The following is a 16,995-nucleotide window of genomic DNA, read 5'->3' as shown; positions in this document are numbered from 1 at the left end:
TAGAGATAATGAAAAATATTTGCACGGCTTTAATTTTTGCTATGATGTTGATTCTTATTGGGTGTAACACACCTATACGGATACAAGCATCTAACCATGATAATTCTAATCTCAACAATCGTAACGATAATGTTCCCATCACGCTTGTTATTTATCAACTCAAAGATGTTAATAAGTTCGAATATGCAAGTATTCAAGATCTAACAATGCGTGAGAGCGTAGTTCTTGGTCGAGACAATGTAGACTCGATTAGAATCCAAGTTCCACCTAATGAAAAAGATATGCTTGTGGCAGAATTTGCAAAAAAAGAAGGTAAATACATTGGTATACTGGCTCTTTTTGCAAATTCTCAGGGCAAGAAGCAAAAATTTTACAAAAAATTGAATAAAGTGTTTAAAAATACAATAAAAATTGATATTACACAAGAAGGCATTACAAATAGTAAAAACAACAGAGGAACAAACAATAAGGAGAAGCGGTGAATAGCAGATTAAAAGTTGTTTGGTACAATGGGATGAATGTAGATAAGATCCATTTTGAACAGCAAGAAAGATATTTTGAGCAACTTGTTTATATCAAGACAACAAAGTCCTTATGCAATTTCTATGGCCTTTTTGAAGTAGAATTTTCAAATGAATTATTAAATCTAGGTAAAATAGCTCTCTCTAGGATTAGTGGTATTGCACAAGATGGCAGTGTATTTAATGCTCCAAGCGATGATTTATTGCCACAAGCCTTAGAGATTAATTCTAATGTTGGGTCACCAATTATTACATTAAAAATTCCTGTATCTTCAGATTCTATTGCTGATATTTCTCTGAACAACACCTTTTCAAACTCTAAATATGTTGCAACAAATGTGCCAGTGGTCTCTAAAATCCACGACGATGTAAATGCATACACACAACAAACAGATTCGGAAATATCTTACACACACCAAACATCATCTCTTGTGTTGGGAAGTTTACGTTTAAAGCTTGGTTTGCTTGGAGATAAGTCTCCTAATGAATTAGAAATCCCTATTGCAAAAATCAAAAATATACACCACAATAAAAGAATAGAGCTTGATGACAAATTTATTCCAACCTCTATGGATATCAGCAACAATCTTTTTATCAAAACCTTCCTAGAAGAGATGCTTTTTTCTATTCAACAACACAAAGAGACTTTTACAAAAATTTTTAGAGGCATTAATCAAACAAAAAATACACTTGATTTTAGCACCTACCTATCTCTTAATCTTTTAAAAAAGTATGATTGCATTTTTTCATATCTTATTAACAAAGAAAGATTGCACCCTGAATTTCTCTATGAAAAATTGATAGAATTTCAAGCTGATTTACTTGTGTTGCATCATGAAATCGAGGAATCATTTGAGTTTATTGCTTATAAACACAATAATCTTTCATCAGTTTTTATTCCCTTAAGCAATCATTTGCGTTTGCTGTTTGCAAATGTTACTTCACCAAAATATGCTATAGCAAGTGTTGTTGATAATGGTAATGGATTTTTTGATTGTATTTTTGAGAATGCATCAATTATTCAAAATGGTGAGATATTTTTAGCAATCAGTTCATCATTGCCAACAAATACATTGCTTGAAATATTTACCACACAAACAAAAATTCATACACAATCAGCAATAAAAAATATTGTTGCATCCCAACTGAAAGGATTGCATTTAGAACCCATACAAAGCATTCCACCCGCATTACCGCATTTAAGTGGATATATATATTTTAAACTTGATAAAAAAGATTCGCTTTTTTCACATTTTGCCAATCAAAATACAATAAGCATCTATATGACAAATAATATAGTTAGCCCTGATATTAAATTGTGGGCATTATTCTAAGGGTATTTATGAACGCACAAATAAATGACACACAATGTTCATTATTGCTTGAATCTAATTTTGCAGGTATGCAGAATAATAAAATTCTTGACTTAAGTCTACCTCTTCTTCTTTTTGCCACAAGACTTTCAAAAATACATGCGCTAGATGATGAATTCATTGTTGAAATAAGGGACACTTTTGCAAATCAGGTGCTTGCCATCAGTGGCAGCCTAAGTGCCATGCATTGCCATGATGAAAAAGACTTAATCAAGTTTCGCTATTGTTTATGTGTATTTATTGATGAGATGTTGTTACGTAATGAAAGCATTATGAATAGTGATTTTACAAACCATACGCTTACTAATCGTTTGTTTAATGAAATGTTAGGTGGCGATAAATTTTATGGTATAGCTGGGCAGTATTTGCTAAATCCAAGCAAATATAAAGACATGTTAGAATTCATCTACGCCTGTCTTATTCTTGGTTATAAGGGAAAATATACTGTTGATAAACAGGGCGATGAAAAAATTAACCATCTTTGCAATGATATTGCAGCGGCTATTACACCAGCATTAGATTCAAATGAAGATATAGCGTTTAATGTTGCTCACAAAAATATTGTCCGCAACAATGTTTTAGAATTGTTTAAAAAAAGATACCTAAAACCATTTTTACTTATTGTTGTTATGTGCACTGTAGTTGTTTCTTTTTTCTTTTCTATGCTTAAGATAGAATCTAATAACACCATAACAAAAAACACTCTTATGCAAAATATTAAAAAATTCAAACAAGAGAACAATGAGGATCAATAATGCTGAAAAAAATAACAAGCTTTTGCAAATCAAAACCATTTCTATACATATTTCTTATATGCTTGTTCATATTTTTCAGCATAATATTTTTTATTTATGCACCCCTACTGGCTTTCAATGATATTTACATATTTAGCAATGCTTTTGTTCGACTGGGTATTCTTGTTCTTGTATGGCTTATTGTAGCTTTTTATTTTATGTTTAGACCTCTTCTGGATTTTTTACAAACATTAAAAAGTGAAAAAGGTGTTCAACGCAGGGAGTTAAAAAAAGAGGTTGCAAGAATTTTGCACAAAGCAAAACGCAATTATTCCCTTGCTTTAAATGAAGCCAAAAGTACTTGGAAAAGAACAATTCGTTTTAAAGATATTCCTTTAGTAATTATTATTGGTAATGAGGGAGCAGGAAAAAGCTCTTTAATCAATTATGCGAACATTGAATATCCATTAAGCGATAAATTAGAATCATATAAAAAAATTCATAAAAGCACCAAGAATTTTAATCTTTATGTTTCTAAAAAAGGGGCTTTACTCGATACCGAAGGTAATTATTTTACGCAAGAAGATTTTTTTAATCCAGATACAACAGATGAAATTGCTGAAGATGATTTGGAAAAAAACAAAGATTTTCTAATAAAAAAAGCGGTATGGAATAAGTTTCTTTCTTTCCTTAATTCCAGCATTTTTCACAGCAAACTCAATGGCATTGTGCTTGTCATTGATGTTCATTCCTTTCTTAATAACCCAAAACAATATAGTGACAATTTAATACACTTTCTTGTTAAAAGAGTTCATGAATGTGAACAAAATTTGAATCTAAAATTACCTATTTATGTAGTTTTTAGTAAGCTTGATCTTATGGAAGGTATGGATATCTATTGGAATGTTTTTAACGAAAATGTCGCAAATAAAATATTGGGTATCACTTTAGAACAACAGGCAAATAAGCAAACATTGCTGTCTTATTTTCAAGCTATTAGCAAATCATTATTGTACTCTTTCATGCACAAAAACAAATCTCTGCATTCTCTTGATGAGAAAAATGGGGCATTTTTGTTTTTAAAGCAACTTGATACACTCTTTGCTTTGGTAGTAGATTTTGTAATACAGGTGAATGAAAAAAATGTGCTAAAAAATAAGTCTTATGTTCGTGGAATTTATTTCACTTCAGCTTATCAAGAAAATGTTCCAAGAAATTACTTAGTTGATGCTGTATGTGAAAAATATGCTATTAAAAAGCCAGCAGCAAAGGCTGCTACAAAGCAACATAAGCGAAGCTATTTTGTACATTCAATGTTAGAACAAATTGTTTTAAAAGATTCTCATCTTAATAGTATGATTCTTAAAAACTCATGGGTGACATTAAGATTAGGTGTTATGGCTGTTTGTCTGTGTATACTGACATATAGCGTATGTGCTTATTATATCAATAAGGCATATAAAGCAATTGAACAAAGCAATACTTCTTTAAACAGCATTAATGCACTCCTTGCAGATGCCAATAATTATAACACATTAAGCCTTTATGAAAAAGTCAATCTCATGTTAAATCTTAAAGCAATTTTAAAAGAATATCCATTATTGTTTGATACATCAGTTGGTAGCCAATACTTTTTCCTTGATACATCATATCAAGCTTTTTTACCGGCCAAAGATCTCTATTATGCAATTAGTGAAGATGTTGTGAGCAAAACACTTATTAATGAAATGGAGTATATATTAGCACACAATAAAACTCCAGAGACACTTGTTGAAACATTATATATGTATATGTCTTTATTTGACACACATTATCTTGATAAGTCGCTTCTTGCAGTTTGGATTGGTAAGAATTGGCAGTATTTTAAAAAGTACAATATTCCAAAAGATGATTTTATAGCTAGTACTGAGGATTTAGCCTCAGATAGAATTCTTAATGCTCATCCAATGAATATTGGTAGTGTTACTAAAGCACAAGAAGAAATTATGCAAATTGCTAAAGCACAAAGAATATATATTCTTATAGCTTTTAAAAATAGTCTTGAGAAACAAGCAATTTATAATATAAAAAATAAAATTGGCAGATCTATTGATGCTGTATTTGAAGCTCCAGAAAAACTAAGTCATATTGACAAGAGATATACCAAAGAAGGCTTAATGGTGTTTTTAAGCCATCTTGAAAAGAATATGCATAATGCTCTTGATATTGACTTGTGGTATCTCGAAGGAGTGGAACAAGATAATGATGAAAAGATGTTGGATACAAAAATTATAGAAGTTTATCTTGCTGACTATAAAAAAAAATGGGAAGATATATTACAAGCTATCAAACCCAAGAGACACCATGAAAGAAATGCTTTGCTTAATGAACTACAAATCTTGTCTCAACCTAGCAATCCTATCAATAATTTGATTGGGGTAATAAACGATAATACCCATTTGAACGATACATTATTGCTTGGTTATGTTTATGGGCTTGGATTCTCCAGCAAAGAAATAAAAACACAATTTACAGCTCTTAGCAATCATTTCAAAGCATACTATGATTTAACCAATGAAGAATCATTAATAGATTCTAAAGCCAATTCTCTTAGTCAATCAAAAAATAAGGAATTAGCAAATTCACAGAATGCAACAAAAGATGAAAATAACATGTTGGCAGTTATTGCACAAGATGTGCAAAATGTCTCCGCAAAAATTGAATATTTTACGCAAGATATAACAAAAGATGCTAAAGAAAAAATTGTTTATATTCTTGATGGAAGCGATGATGAAAATGACCCATTTAAAAAGCTTGATATAGATAGTAAGGTTTTACCTCAAGAACTAAAAGCATATTATAATCATTTGGCACGAATGTCTTGGAAAATCATAGAGAGTAATGCTGGAGTTCTTCTGAATAGTGTGTGGAAAAATGAAGTTTATACAGACTTTGTGAATAATATATCTCCACTTTATCCTTTTAACACATATTCTAGAGAATCTGTGTCGATAGAAACTTTTAAAGGATTCTTTGGCAATGCTGGCACATTACAAACCTTTTATAAACAGTATCTAAGTAAGATTATACAAAAAAAGGGTGGTGCTTACATTCCTAATCCAACCTATATGTCAAAAATTAAGCTAAAAGAACAATTTTTAACTTTTTTTAACAAAACCTCTAGTTTAAGTGCAATGTTTGATGCAAACAACAATTTGACACTCAATTTTTTTATACAATGTCTTGATTTATCATCAGACTTTAGTTCTCTTGACATGGGATATAATGATACAAGCATCCACTATGATCATACGCTGCATCCAAAACTCCACATTATTATTGAGCACTTTAATAAAAATACCGAGTTGAGACTTACTGCAAATGATTATTACCAATATCCACAATATAAAAAAGTGTATATTGGAGAATGGGCATGGTTTGCATTTATAAAGGATATGGTCCCAAATCAAAATATGCGTAATTCAATTTATTTTGAAAATAATAAGAAGCTATATTTTGATTTTAATATTACAAATAAAACAGAGCTTTTAAAAATTATTGATACTTTGACACATTTTAATATGCCAGACTCTATTATGTAAGGAAATTGTATGCAAAAGATTGCTATTACTGCACAACATATAAATGATTTATCCACAACACCACTATATTGTGTTATTGATGAAAATGGTGGCACAATAGGGAGTGATTCGGGCAATAATCTTTGTTTGCAAGACCAACAAATAAAATCACAACATGTTCATATTCAATATGAAGAGGGTTTTTTTACAATTACAAGTATTGCAGATTCAGATATTTTTTATAACAATTCATTCTCCAAACTTCTTGCGGGTTATGAAACAACTATTGAATTTGGTGATACATTTAGGATCGGCAATTATCAATGTAGCATTATAGATCCAAAAGATTTAAACGAAGAGATTCTAAATACAAAAAACATTATCAAAGAAGTTGCTGCCTATGACAAACTCGATACATTGCAAATAAGACCTAGGGGACAAGTAGATGGAATGAATATCCATGAAGTACCAATTGAAAATATCTTGCATGAAAATGAGATGCTAGATGATATTATAAATATTCCAACTCATGCTTTTGGTAATATGAAAGAAAACCAGCATACTAGCAAAGAAATAGCCTTTATGCAAGATAGCATAAAAGCTAAACAAAAAAATAATAAATTAGACATAGCAAATAATGATATAGCCACACATAATCAATCCATCACCAAAGAGACAATCATTGAAAATAACCAGCCGCTTAACAAACAAACTATTTTAACTTTCTTAGACAATGCTCTTAAAAATTTATTTATTGATGCAAAAATCCCCTTACATACAAATGTACATTTAACTATGCAGGATATACAAGATATTTTACAAGATACCCCACTTATAGATTCCCCATTACTCATTAATACGCTTGTGTTAGGCATTATTTTTAAAGAATTGCATACTCCATTATTTGAAGTTTTAGATAATGATATATTGGAAGTAACACTAAGCTATGCTATACAGGAACAAAGACAAGGAGATGAAAAAACTTTGCAATGTCTTTTAATACAAGCCCTGCATTCTTATTTAAACAAACAGAGTTAATAGAGAATGATTTATTGTGGCATGATTTTAATAATGTGAAAAGCTATAAGAAAAATGTGTATAGAGAAACAAAACTAATACTCTGAATTACTTAAATACTATTTAAATTATCTCTTTGCTGTGATATGGTTTATCCAATTAAGGCTTAAGGCTATATTTTACCTTTCTTAAATAAAATCTTTATGCTAAGTTTTTGACATATAACTCTACAATCATTCTTTTATCTTATATTCTATTCTTTTATATTATGCTTTTTGGCATACCACTCTATCTTATCTCGCAACTCTTGTGGGAAAGATTCTCTATATATGGCTGGGATTGTGGGGTTTAGTTTTTTATCAAGCTTACCTGCTTCATAGAGTTCATCTAAATACTCTGGGATATAGTAAGTAGGGGCATTAGGATAGCCTTGTGGGGGAATGGTAGCCACAATCTTAGCTTCTAAAAGCATAATGTGTAAATACAAATCTACCTCTTCTTGTGTCCATTCATTTGATATCTCTAGGTCATATCTTTCTAAGTAAAACTTTTTGCTTTCTTCTCTAAACTCTTTCCTTGTTTGCTCTGTGGTTTTAGGGTCTCTTGGGTCTAGGATTTTGCCTTCTTCAATTTTCTCATCAAGACGCCATAAATTTCTTCCATCTCCATCTGTAGCAGCTCTATCTACCACATTAAAATCCATTATCCAATCCACTCCCATTATCTCATCTATGTAGGGATACATACCAAATCTATCGGGCTTTATTGTTTTAGATATATTCATTGCTTGTGCTACTCTTAATGGATTATTATATGTGCCATCATCTATAAGACTGCCATACTTCCCATAATAACCTCCCTCCCACATCACGCCTAATTGATGAACTAAAACTCTTTTTTGATATGTCCTTGCTGTAAAACCCTCTACTCTTAGCGCACTAAATCCTTTTATATCTCCTAGCATACCTGCTGCTATTTCCCATTCTGCCATTGTTAAAGATCCATCACTTAGATGAGCCATTCCTCTATTTGCTTCTACTATTGCATAGAGTTCTTCATATTCTCCATTAATGAGTTTGCCATTTTCATCTACATTTGCTATGGCATCTAATGGTATATCTATGACAGAGCTTCTTATCCCACTGCGTATTACTAGATATTTATATCGCTCTCTTTTAGTCTTTAGAGATTCATAATAGGCTTTTTCTTTATTAGTCCAAGGAGCTATTTTAGCTTTAGGAGGGTCTTTAAGATAGAGATCTCTCCAAGCTTTAAATTCTTTAAAATGATTCGGGTTTGTCTTAAGGCTTGGGTCAAAGTATATGGGTTTGTAGGGTTTATGGGTTTTTTTCATTATCTGCCAAGTTTCCATAAGGACTTTGGAGTGTTGCTCATTGTATTTACCACCTCCATTATCACTTCTTTTTGTAAGTTTTACAAGATTTGTTTGCTCATCTATATACATAATAAATCCATTGGGCGTGTGGAGTTCATTTGGTGGAATATCTTTATATTCAAAATACATATATTCTCCTTATTGCACAAAGCTTTATAGAAGCCTTAAGAGTTATCCTATCCATAATCCATCCTCCATTACTATTGTGGTAGCCAACCGTCCTATGAGTTTGGGGCGGTTAGATTGCTGTATGGTTTGGTTGTTTTGCATACTTGGCTGCTTATTGTTTGCAGGTAAAGGATATTTCTTATCAGAATCTAAACCTTTCTTATTCACCCCCACATACAAAGCCTTAACATTATTATGCCCTATGATATTGAGCTTTTCTAATAACTCTCTATACTTTGCATGATATTTATTATTTTTTCTATTTGTGTTTATATTGCCATTGGCTATATCGCTTAGTATATCTATGCAAGTATTATAGCAATCTATGGCTTTTTCTCCTTTTGGATTTTCATCTAATTTTCTAAATTCTTGCAATCTCTTTTCATCTCTTAGTTTGTAAAGCTCTTTTTTATTTTTTAAAATATCAAGACTTGCTTTATTTGTGCCATTTGCAAAGAAATCTATATCGCTGATGTAGTAGTTTTTATCTTTACTCACTCCTCGTAATTCATCTAAGAGGATATAGCCTAGTAGCTTTTGTAAGAGATAGTTTGATACTTGATTAGATGAAGTATTGCTTAGATGATAAAAGAGGGCATCTAGCTCTCCTAATCCACCTGTTTTTAGCTTTCCACCTATTATCATATCATAGAAATTAAATGATAGAAAAGTATTATTAACTATCATGGGATAATACACCCCACCATCTCTTTCTAGTGCATAGGGATAATTGTATTTATAGCTGAGTTTGAGGAATTGCAATCGTTCAAATTCTTTTTTGCTTTTTTCATATTCTGTGATAAAGGTTTGATTGAAGATATTGAGCGCTATGGCTTGAGGCAAACCTTTTGCAAAGTCTTTAAATGTATTGGCGATAAAGTCTCTTGCAAATAAGCCTTTTTGTTTAAAGATTTCTCTATTGATCGCCTTATTTATTGCTACTTCTTTTTGTTGTCTGTCTTTGATATTAGCATATTCTTTTTCAAGATTTTTTCTTAAAGCATCTTCAAGGCGTTTCATTCCTGAATTATTCGTAATATCCCCTAATGTAATCACTTCAAATGCTCGTGTTTTATGGATTCTAGTGAGCTGGATAAAAGCTTTTTTCTTGATTTGCTTCATTCTTGCATTGGCTCTATGTTTGTTGCTTTTTTGCTGTGAAACATAGAACTTTTTATCATTAGAATTCAAAATTGTAGCGATGTATAATAATCCAAATTCCTCGATAAGTAAAGCACTTAGGTTTTTTGAAAAATGAGAATGTAAAAGCGTTTTTGTCAGTTTGTATGCCATGTTTATCCCTGAAAAATTGAATAATATAGCAGAGAATGGGAAATAGGCTTTGACGAAATCTTCAAGTATATCTTCTAAAATTTTTTGATTATTGATTTGTGGTTTTTGTTTTTGGTCTTGCTTGATTTGTGAGAGTTTATTATCTATTTCGTGCAGATTATTTTCAATGTGTTGCAACATAACATCATCTTCTTTGGCATTATCATTAGATTCTGTATATGTAAATAGTATATCAAGTGTTTGCTGCTCTTCTTTGCTCAAAGCTTTGTTTTGCTCACTTTTTTCCATAGCAAGAACAAACTCTTCTATACAAAATACTTCTTTATCATTTCCTTTTTGCTTGGCAGAAAAACACAGAGGAATATTCTTATCTAATGTCTCAATATAGGAATTTGTAGGAAGCATATTGATTCTTTCTCCCTCTATCTCTATGCATTCATAACCCCAAGTAGAAAGGTTGTATAATGCCTGAGTATCTGTCTTAATCTTACCATAGAAATTTTTAATCACATAATAGCTTAAAGCTAGTAAAAGAACTTCTAGGGCAGAATAAGATTGTTTTTTTATTGTGGTTTCGTACGGTAAGCCAGTTTGCATTCCATAGCTTATTCCTTGTGTTAAAATTATGCTATTAATATACTTTTGCAAACAAGCTATGCTTTCTTGAAAATATTGCTCTTCTTTTTCTACTATCTCTTTTTTATCCTTGGGTTGTTTGAAAAAAGATTGTATGTATTGATAACTTTTTACTTTTTGCATCGCATTATTATCAGCACTAAATCTTAAAAAGGCAAGACTTCCCATTTCTAAATAAGAAGGCGCAGAATCTTGCCGTTTTAACCTTAGATACTCGTCATATGAGTCTTTATATCCTTTATATTGTGCTTTATCTATGTGGACAAATGGACTTAGATTTAGCACATAGGCTTTTTCTTTAGTCGCTTGTATTGTAATTTGATATTTACTATAATCAACTACTTCGTTATAATTTTTGTTATGCTTTGGGTGAAGCGTATCATTTGTGATTTTTTTTGGAGCTAGATTGTCATAAGAGATTTTATTGTTTAATTTATTGATCAGTGTTGTGTTTAATCCTGCATTATGCTTGTATGGAGCATTACTAATAATAAGATAATTAAAACCTTGCTTGGACGCATCGGTTTCTTTTTTGCTTTGCTCTTCCTTTTCCTTAATAAGCCTTACAAGCTCGGTTGAGTTAAAAAAAGGACTTTCAATATAAGCAAAGCGATTACTTGATACTGACATTTGATGCTGCAAAAACTTACGAATTTCTCCCTTACCGCAAATGCCTATTGCATTATTTGCTTTTTTGCTATGAAATACTAATTTTGCATTATCACGAAAACTTGGCAATGTTTGATTTTTCAACTGTAAGCAAACCCCTAAATCTTGCTTGAGTGTGGCTTGAAGCTCATCTGCTTGTGTGTTCAATCCAGAAAAATCAATAAGTATCTTATTATCTATTATGAGTGTATTATGTAGAATTTGATTTTCAAAAAGCGTGATAATTGGTGCAATGTCTTGAATCAATAGCTTAATGATGGGACTTAAGATAGCATAACTATACTTAGAATCTCTCCATTCTAAAATATTATCTAGTGTCTTGCCACCTTCAAACAATGTATCAGCACCCAAAAACAACAAATTGCCTTTAGCAAATATTTTTTTAATGCTAAAAATATCAACGATGCTAAAGAAAAAATTTACTATTTCTTTATACATTTGAGAGTTACCACCTTCATAAATCTTTTGGATTGATTGATTGAGTTCATCAAATGCGATATCTAAACTATTTTCCAAATATGTTGCGTTATTGAGATGCTCAAGCTCACTAAATTGCTTAACCTTTTCTATAAATGGCTCTTTAAAGTTGTCATTTATAGAATCTATAAGATCTTTGCAGCTATTATTCTGGTTTGCAAACTCATCTATGGCTTTAGAGAGAGATTTTATATTTTTACCTGATAGCTTGTCGCATAAAGATTTCACAAAGTTAAATAAAATACTTGATTCTGCTGTTTGCATATTATGCACACAAATACTATTATCTATTTGCACATCGCTTATCTTTAGATTATGCTCAAGGTAATATGTTTTTTGTGATGATTGTGCAATAATGTTTTTTATATCAAGACTGTTGTAGCTAAATACTTCTATATTAATTTTTTGTGATGCTAGGTCTAAGAGGTGTCTCACAAATCGAAACTCGAAGTCAATTGTCTTATTGTTATGATAAGATTCAAAATTTGAACAATAAAATTTTATTGTTTTAGCGTTCTTGCTATGTTCTTGGATTATTTTTAATAAGTCTTCTTGGGTATGTATAAATTTTATATCTATGTTATCCATTGTATGCCTTTCTCACTTACATTCCTTGCAGTATTTTTTGACTATGCGTTCTACTTCTGCTTGATATTCTTTGGAGTCGTAGAGTTCAAGGCAGTTAGTTAGACTAGAATCTTTTTTTCTGCGCTCAACAAATTGTTTAAGTTCAGCCAATGCTTGCTTCCCACCGACTTCTAACACAAGATCCCTAGCGTATGCATCAGACCTATGGGCGTGATTGTTAGGCAACCCTTTTGTATAACCTAAACAATAGTCAAATCCCCAAACTTTGTAATATTTCCTAGCATCTTGCTGATAATATCGCTCTTTAACCTCTTGCGTATAGTGTTTTTTTATCCATATTGTTGTCATAGTTAATGCATCAGATGCTTGGCTAATGTGTATCAAAAGAAATACCCCTATATATATCACTCTCATCATTTCAACTCCCAAAAATAAAATTGTGTTATATGTGGATAAGATTTGTTTGAGTCATTGAGATAATCATAACCAAAAATATGTATCTCAACTTCTTTATTCATTTCTACATCCACAAAATTACTTCCATTCCATAGAGTCGTATGTCTCAGTCTATTGTGCTGCATTCTCATAGCAACTATACCCTTTTTATTGAAAGACACCAATTCGTTGAAAAAAGTGGCATTTTGATATTTGCTTGTCATTTCTTTGTAAAAATCTTCCGAGTAGCCACACAATATGGATTGCTTGATCTTATCATCAAGCTTTTTGGGCTTATGCCAAGCAATACTTAGGGCATTAATAATACCATCAACGGATATATAGTAATATTTACCACCAATACCCCAAAGTCCAACAGGTAAGTCTTTTTTATTGGCTACCATATGTAGTGGCACTGTGCTGTTATTGATGGCATAACTTACTCGTGTTGCACATGTATTATATCTTTCTTTCCTTTTATCATTATAAAAATTTAATAAAACTTGACTGATTTTTTTATATCTTGCTTCTGCCATAATATAAGAGAGTTGATTAAGTTCATCTTGTGTTTGTGGTTGTGTCAATTTATAGTTTTTTATAAACTCATCGGCACCCTCTCTTGTTATCTCCCTATACGCACTTTCTACACTCGCAAAATCTGGTCTTTGAATCTTAATTGTTATCTCCTTGTTGCCACATTTGACTCTCCACACATTTGCGCCTAACATCACTTGCCCCTTAATTATTAAATACATTCATAAATAAAGCTTGATTATCTTGTATTGTGCCACACATAATAAGGACTTTACCAAAAGAAGATTTTAGTCTTATCTCCACTTCCTCCCCATTGCTATACCCTTGTGTAATGATATGTAGATTCACATCTTGTGTATGTCTTGAATCTCCTTGTAGTCTTGTCGTATCCTCTCCATAGCTAAAATATATCTCTAATATTTGTTTTTGTTTGTTTTCTTGTATCCATTGTTTGTAAGAAATGCTTTTATATTTTTGTTCTATTCATACAACCTAAATATTTCTCTTTATAGCTACTATTCACTTACATTCTTTGCAGTATTTTTTGACTATGCGTTCTACTTCAAACTGATAGCCCGAACCATATCCTGCACCATAATAAAACATTTTTATGCAACCTTTAAAATTTTTATAACTTAACTCTGGATTCTTATCATTAACACCATAAAATTCTTTTTCTGTATCAATATATTGCTTTAGCTCATTAAAAGCGGTTTTTGAATCCATTATCTTTATCTTATGCCTAGTGGGGTCAAGCGATAAATTATCAAGTTCTTTTTTAATCTCGCTTTCATCATCTATACCCATACAATATGCCAATCCTAACCAACCCAGCTCTGCGACTTTTCTGTAAGAATCCAAAAACTCCTCTGCATTTGCAATGCAAAAACAAAAAAATGGTGTAATACAAAATAAGGCTATCTTTTTCATTACTCACCCTTTTAATTCCCAAAACTGAAAATCCACCACATTATGGTTACCAATTAAATAATTTTCGCTAATCTCAAAGTCCTCAAAGTGTTTATCTTTTCCATTCCACAAAGTCGTATGTCCTTTTTCACTTCGCATACTTACCCTTTCTCTGTATCATATCCTCATATTCTTGAGAATTATACATATTCAGGCAGGCTACAAAATACCAATTCTTAGGATAAAGTTCAGGATATTTAAAATGTGGTATATAGCTATTGATATTGGTTGTAATAAAATCGATAAATCTTTTCTTATCATCTGGGTCAGCTAACTCAATCACGCCAAATAACCTATCAGCATTGACTATTTCATTTGGTAAATCTTTGTAAAATTCTTTTAAGCAAAGAGTGAATCCAAGATTTTTCCTACTTATAAATCTATGTTTATCCCATTCTGTATCACTAGATTCACTGCCCAATAAACAACAAACTATCGCTATTGTCATTACAGCATATCTCAATCCAACCTCCTTTATTTTAGTTCCCAAAAATAAAGCTCTGTTACAATAGCATTTCCGTATAATAAATAATTATTGTATAAATTTTCATCATAATCCAAGAATACTTTATTCAGTTCATTTGCTCCATCCCAAAGCGTGATATGCCCTCCAGCATCACTCCACCCACTAATTATCATTGCTACTACTCCACTTTTATCAAACTTTGAAAATTCGTTGTTGTAAAAATCGATGTTTTCCTGCTTGGTTTTCATAATTTTAGGATTATATGGTTCATCTGCGTTACCCCAAACACTTTTTAACTGAAGGAATTGTCGTATTTCTTTTACTCTCATAAAGTAATTATTATTGGCCTTATCCCCAAGAATTAAAGCGTTTTGAAAAGCAATCGGTCTGCTTGTTATTTGTTGTCTTGATATATATTTATTAAGTGGCATTCCACCATAGTTAAGTGCATAGCTTAATTTAAAAGCACAAGTATTTATATAAGATTCAGAATCTCTATTAAATTCACGCAAGGCTTGTCCTCCTACTTTCTCATACCGCTTTTGTGCTTGGACGGTAGCCCTTAACGTAATATCTTGCAATCTTTCCATATTTTCCGCTCTGTAAGTCGTTTTATATTTTCGCAAACTTCAGCATTTTTACAATATTTCTTTGCTATATTCTCTATCTCATCTTGATACACGCTAGAATTGTACATTAAAAAACAATTATGAAATAATTGTGCCTTTTCATCATATTTTCTTTTAGGCTTTACAAATTCTATTTTTTGAGTATTGATAAGCATTTTTATTTCATTGATTACATCATTGCGTTTAGAATCATCAAAACCAAACCACAATATTGCTTCATCATAAAGCTTTTCTATATCGTATCCCAAGCAATACCCTACTCCCAATGACCTTAGAGCATCTATGTATTCCCTTGCTTTCAGTAAATGCAACTGAAGCGACATATTATACCTATCGCTACTGCTATACACACAAGAAAGACAGAAGCACAATGCAACAAGAACTTTTTTCATAACAAATCCCAAAAATATAATTCTTTGATAATGTAATTTGTTCCATCTAAGAAATTATAATAATTAAATTCTACATCGACAAAATTACTTTCATTCCATAGTGTTGTGTGTCTTAGCCCATCTGTGCCAATCATTGCTACAATGCCTTTTCTTTTAATGGATTGCAATTCTTTAAAAAACTTTTGATTTTCAGCTTTTGAGGTCATATTGTGGTAAAAATCCTCAGAGCAACCACATTGAATCTTGTCTTTTACTTGATTATAAGTGGATTTAGTCCAAGATAACGCTTTCCAATTTAATTTTAGAAGTTCGATAATGTCAAATACACCCAAATAGTAAGTGTGGTTATCTTTACCTTTGTAGCCTCTGCCTACAACTTGCTTTTTCATATTTTTAATAGGGTGGGTGCTATAATTCAAGGCATAGCTAATACGCAAGGCATGCGTTCGTTATCATCAAACCCAAGTAAAATAGGTGTAACCCCCTCATCATACAATTTCTCTACATCATATCCCAAACAATATCCTATTCCTAATGCTTTTATACTATCTATATTATCTTGCTTTCTTATTGTAATCTCGGGTTCACTGCTATACATACAGGAAACACATAATAATATCACACAAACAATCTTTTTCATAGAATCCCTTTGTATTTTTTTATTTTAATTCCCAGAAACAAAGTTCGCGGACAAAAATATCGCTTCTCACTCACAATCTTTGCAATACTTCTTTACTATGCGTTCTACTTCGTCTTGGTATTCTTTGGAGTTTTGAAACATATTCATACATTCCATAATATATATTTGGATCCCTTGTTTATTATTTGTTATTTGATTTTTAGGATTTGAGCGATATTGAGAGACAAAATTTCGTATGCTTTTAGCAACTTGTTCTTCATTTCTAAGTCCGCCCATTATAGCAAATTTCATAGAACCTCGTTGAAATATATATAAATCATATGAGAGTTTCGTTGGCGGAAAGGCTTTCTCTTTTTTATCTACATAACTTTCCTCCAAACAAAAAGCAAAGCCATAATCCTTAAGCTCTTTTACTGCTCTATCAAATCCATCATAGGCATTGGCATTTAAATAAGATACACACAATAAAATAAATAGAATCTTTTTCATGTCGATTCC

At 31.4% G+C, this 16,995-nt stretch carries 16 protein-coding genes; 5 read left to right on the top strand and 11 right to left on the bottom strand.

Annotated elements, in window-relative coordinates:
• Positions 1–8 precede the first annotated feature (8 nt).
• Genes tssJ through XJ32_RS03115 form a run of 5 tightly spaced genes read left to right on the top strand, consistent with a single transcriptional unit; the run spans position 9 to position 7,226 of the window.
• Entirely contained in the window at positions 9–482 is a 474-nt protein-coding gene (gene tssJ, locus XJ32_RS03135; protein WP_005219824.1) for a type VI secretion system lipoprotein TssJ, read from the top strand.
• The gene (gene tssK / locus XJ32_RS03130) at positions 479–1,855 is read left to right on the top strand and encodes a type VI secretion system baseplate subunit TssK (RefSeq protein ID WP_077388324.1); all 1,377 of its coding nucleotides are present in this window, start codon (positions 479–481) and stop codon (positions 1,853–1,855) included. The genes tssJ and tssK overlap by 4 nt, the downstream gene beginning before the upstream one ends.
• Positions 1,856–1,863: 8 nt before the next feature.
• Entirely contained in the window at positions 1,864–2,649 is a 786-nt protein-coding gene (gene icmH, locus XJ32_RS03125) for a type IVB secretion system protein IcmH/DotU (RefSeq protein WP_077388323.1), read from the top strand.
• Entirely contained in the window at positions 2,649–6,209 is a 3,561-nt protein-coding gene (tssM, locus tag XJ32_RS03120) for a type VI secretion system membrane subunit TssM (RefSeq protein ID WP_077388322.1), read from the top strand. The genes icmH and tssM overlap by 1 nt, the downstream gene beginning before the upstream one ends.
• Positions 6,210–6,218: 9 nt before the next feature.
• On the top strand, positions 6,219–7,226 hold the full coding sequence (locus XJ32_RS03115) for an FHA domain-containing protein (RefSeq protein WP_077388321.1): 1,008 nt from the start codon (positions 6,219–6,221) through the stop codon (positions 7,224–7,226).
• A gap of 232 nt (positions 7,227–7,458) precedes the next feature.
• On the opposite strand, the gene XJ32_RS03110 is transcribed toward XJ32_RS03115, so the two are convergent.
• From XJ32_RS03110 to XJ32_RS03055, 11 genes are all read right to left on the bottom strand, one after another.
• Positions 7,459–8,730 (bottom strand): hypothetical protein, encoded by a 1,272-nt coding sequence (locus tag XJ32_RS03110; RefSeq protein ID WP_077388320.1) that lies wholly within the window; start codon positions 8,728–8,730, stop codon positions 7,459–7,461.
• Positions 8,731–8,772: 42 nt separating this feature from the next.
• Positions 8,773–12,141 (bottom strand): hypothetical protein, encoded by a 3,369-nt coding sequence (locus XJ32_RS03105; protein ID WP_155761447.1) that lies wholly within the window; start codon positions 12,139–12,141, stop codon positions 8,773–8,775.
• 303 nt (positions 12,142–12,444) lie between these two features.
• The gene (locus XJ32_RS03100) at positions 12,445–12,780 is read right to left on the bottom strand and encodes a hypothetical protein (RefSeq protein WP_155761446.1); all 336 of its coding nucleotides are present in this window, start codon (positions 12,778–12,780) and stop codon (positions 12,445–12,447) included.
• A 65-nt stretch (positions 12,781–12,845) separates the two neighbouring features.
• Positions 12,846–13,595 carry a T6SS effector amidase Tae4 family protein gene (locus XJ32_RS03095; protein WP_174566008.1) on the bottom strand — a complete coding sequence of 250 codons (750 nt, stop codon included), beginning with the start codon at positions 13,593–13,595 and terminating at the stop codon, positions 12,846–12,848.
• A gap of 325 nt (positions 13,596–13,920) precedes the next feature.
• On the bottom strand, positions 13,921–14,331 hold the full coding sequence (locus XJ32_RS03085) for a hypothetical protein (RefSeq protein WP_077388317.1): 411 nt from the start codon (positions 14,329–14,331) through the stop codon (positions 13,921–13,923).
• Between the two features lie 3 nt (positions 14,332–14,334).
• On the bottom strand, positions 14,335–14,469 hold the full coding sequence (locus XJ32_RS13150) for a hypothetical protein (protein ID WP_023948264.1): 135 nt from the start codon (positions 14,467–14,469) through the stop codon (positions 14,335–14,337).
• Positions 14,459–14,833, bottom strand: coding sequence for a hypothetical protein (locus XJ32_RS03080; protein ID WP_034549745.1), 375 nt, complete (start codon positions 14,831–14,833; stop codon positions 14,459–14,461). Before XJ32_RS03080 ends, XJ32_RS13150 begins: the two co-directional genes overlap by 11 nt.
• Before the next feature lie 11 nt (positions 14,834–14,844).
• The gene (locus XJ32_RS03075; RefSeq protein WP_023948266.1) at positions 14,845–15,426 is read right to left on the bottom strand and encodes a type VI secretion system amidase effector protein Tae4; all 582 of its coding nucleotides are present in this window, start codon (positions 15,424–15,426) and stop codon (positions 14,845–14,847) included.
• Complete coding sequence (locus tag XJ32_RS03070; protein ID WP_004085368.1) at positions 15,399–15,857, bottom strand: hypothetical protein; 459 nt, start codon at positions 15,855–15,857, stop codon at positions 15,399–15,401. Before XJ32_RS03070 ends, XJ32_RS03075 begins: the two co-directional genes overlap by 28 nt.
• The gene (locus XJ32_RS03065; protein ID WP_155761445.1) at positions 15,854–16,294 is read right to left on the bottom strand and encodes a T6SS effector amidase Tae4 family protein; all 441 of its coding nucleotides are present in this window, start codon (positions 16,292–16,294) and stop codon (positions 15,854–15,856) included. The genes XJ32_RS03070 and XJ32_RS03065 overlap by 4 nt, the downstream gene beginning before the upstream one ends.
• A 269-nt stretch (positions 16,295–16,563) precedes the next feature.
• Entirely contained in the window at positions 16,564–16,986 is a 423-nt protein-coding gene (locus XJ32_RS03055; protein WP_254422456.1) for a hypothetical protein, read from the bottom strand.
• Between the last annotated feature and the right edge of the window lie 9 nt (positions 16,987–16,995).

Source organism: Helicobacter bilis, assembly GCF_001999985.1.
GTDB classification, from domain to species: domain Bacteria; phylum Campylobacterota; class Campylobacteria; order Campylobacterales; family Helicobacteraceae; genus Helicobacter_A; species Helicobacter_A rappini.
This window is presented reverse-complemented; position numbering and strand designations above follow the sequence as displayed.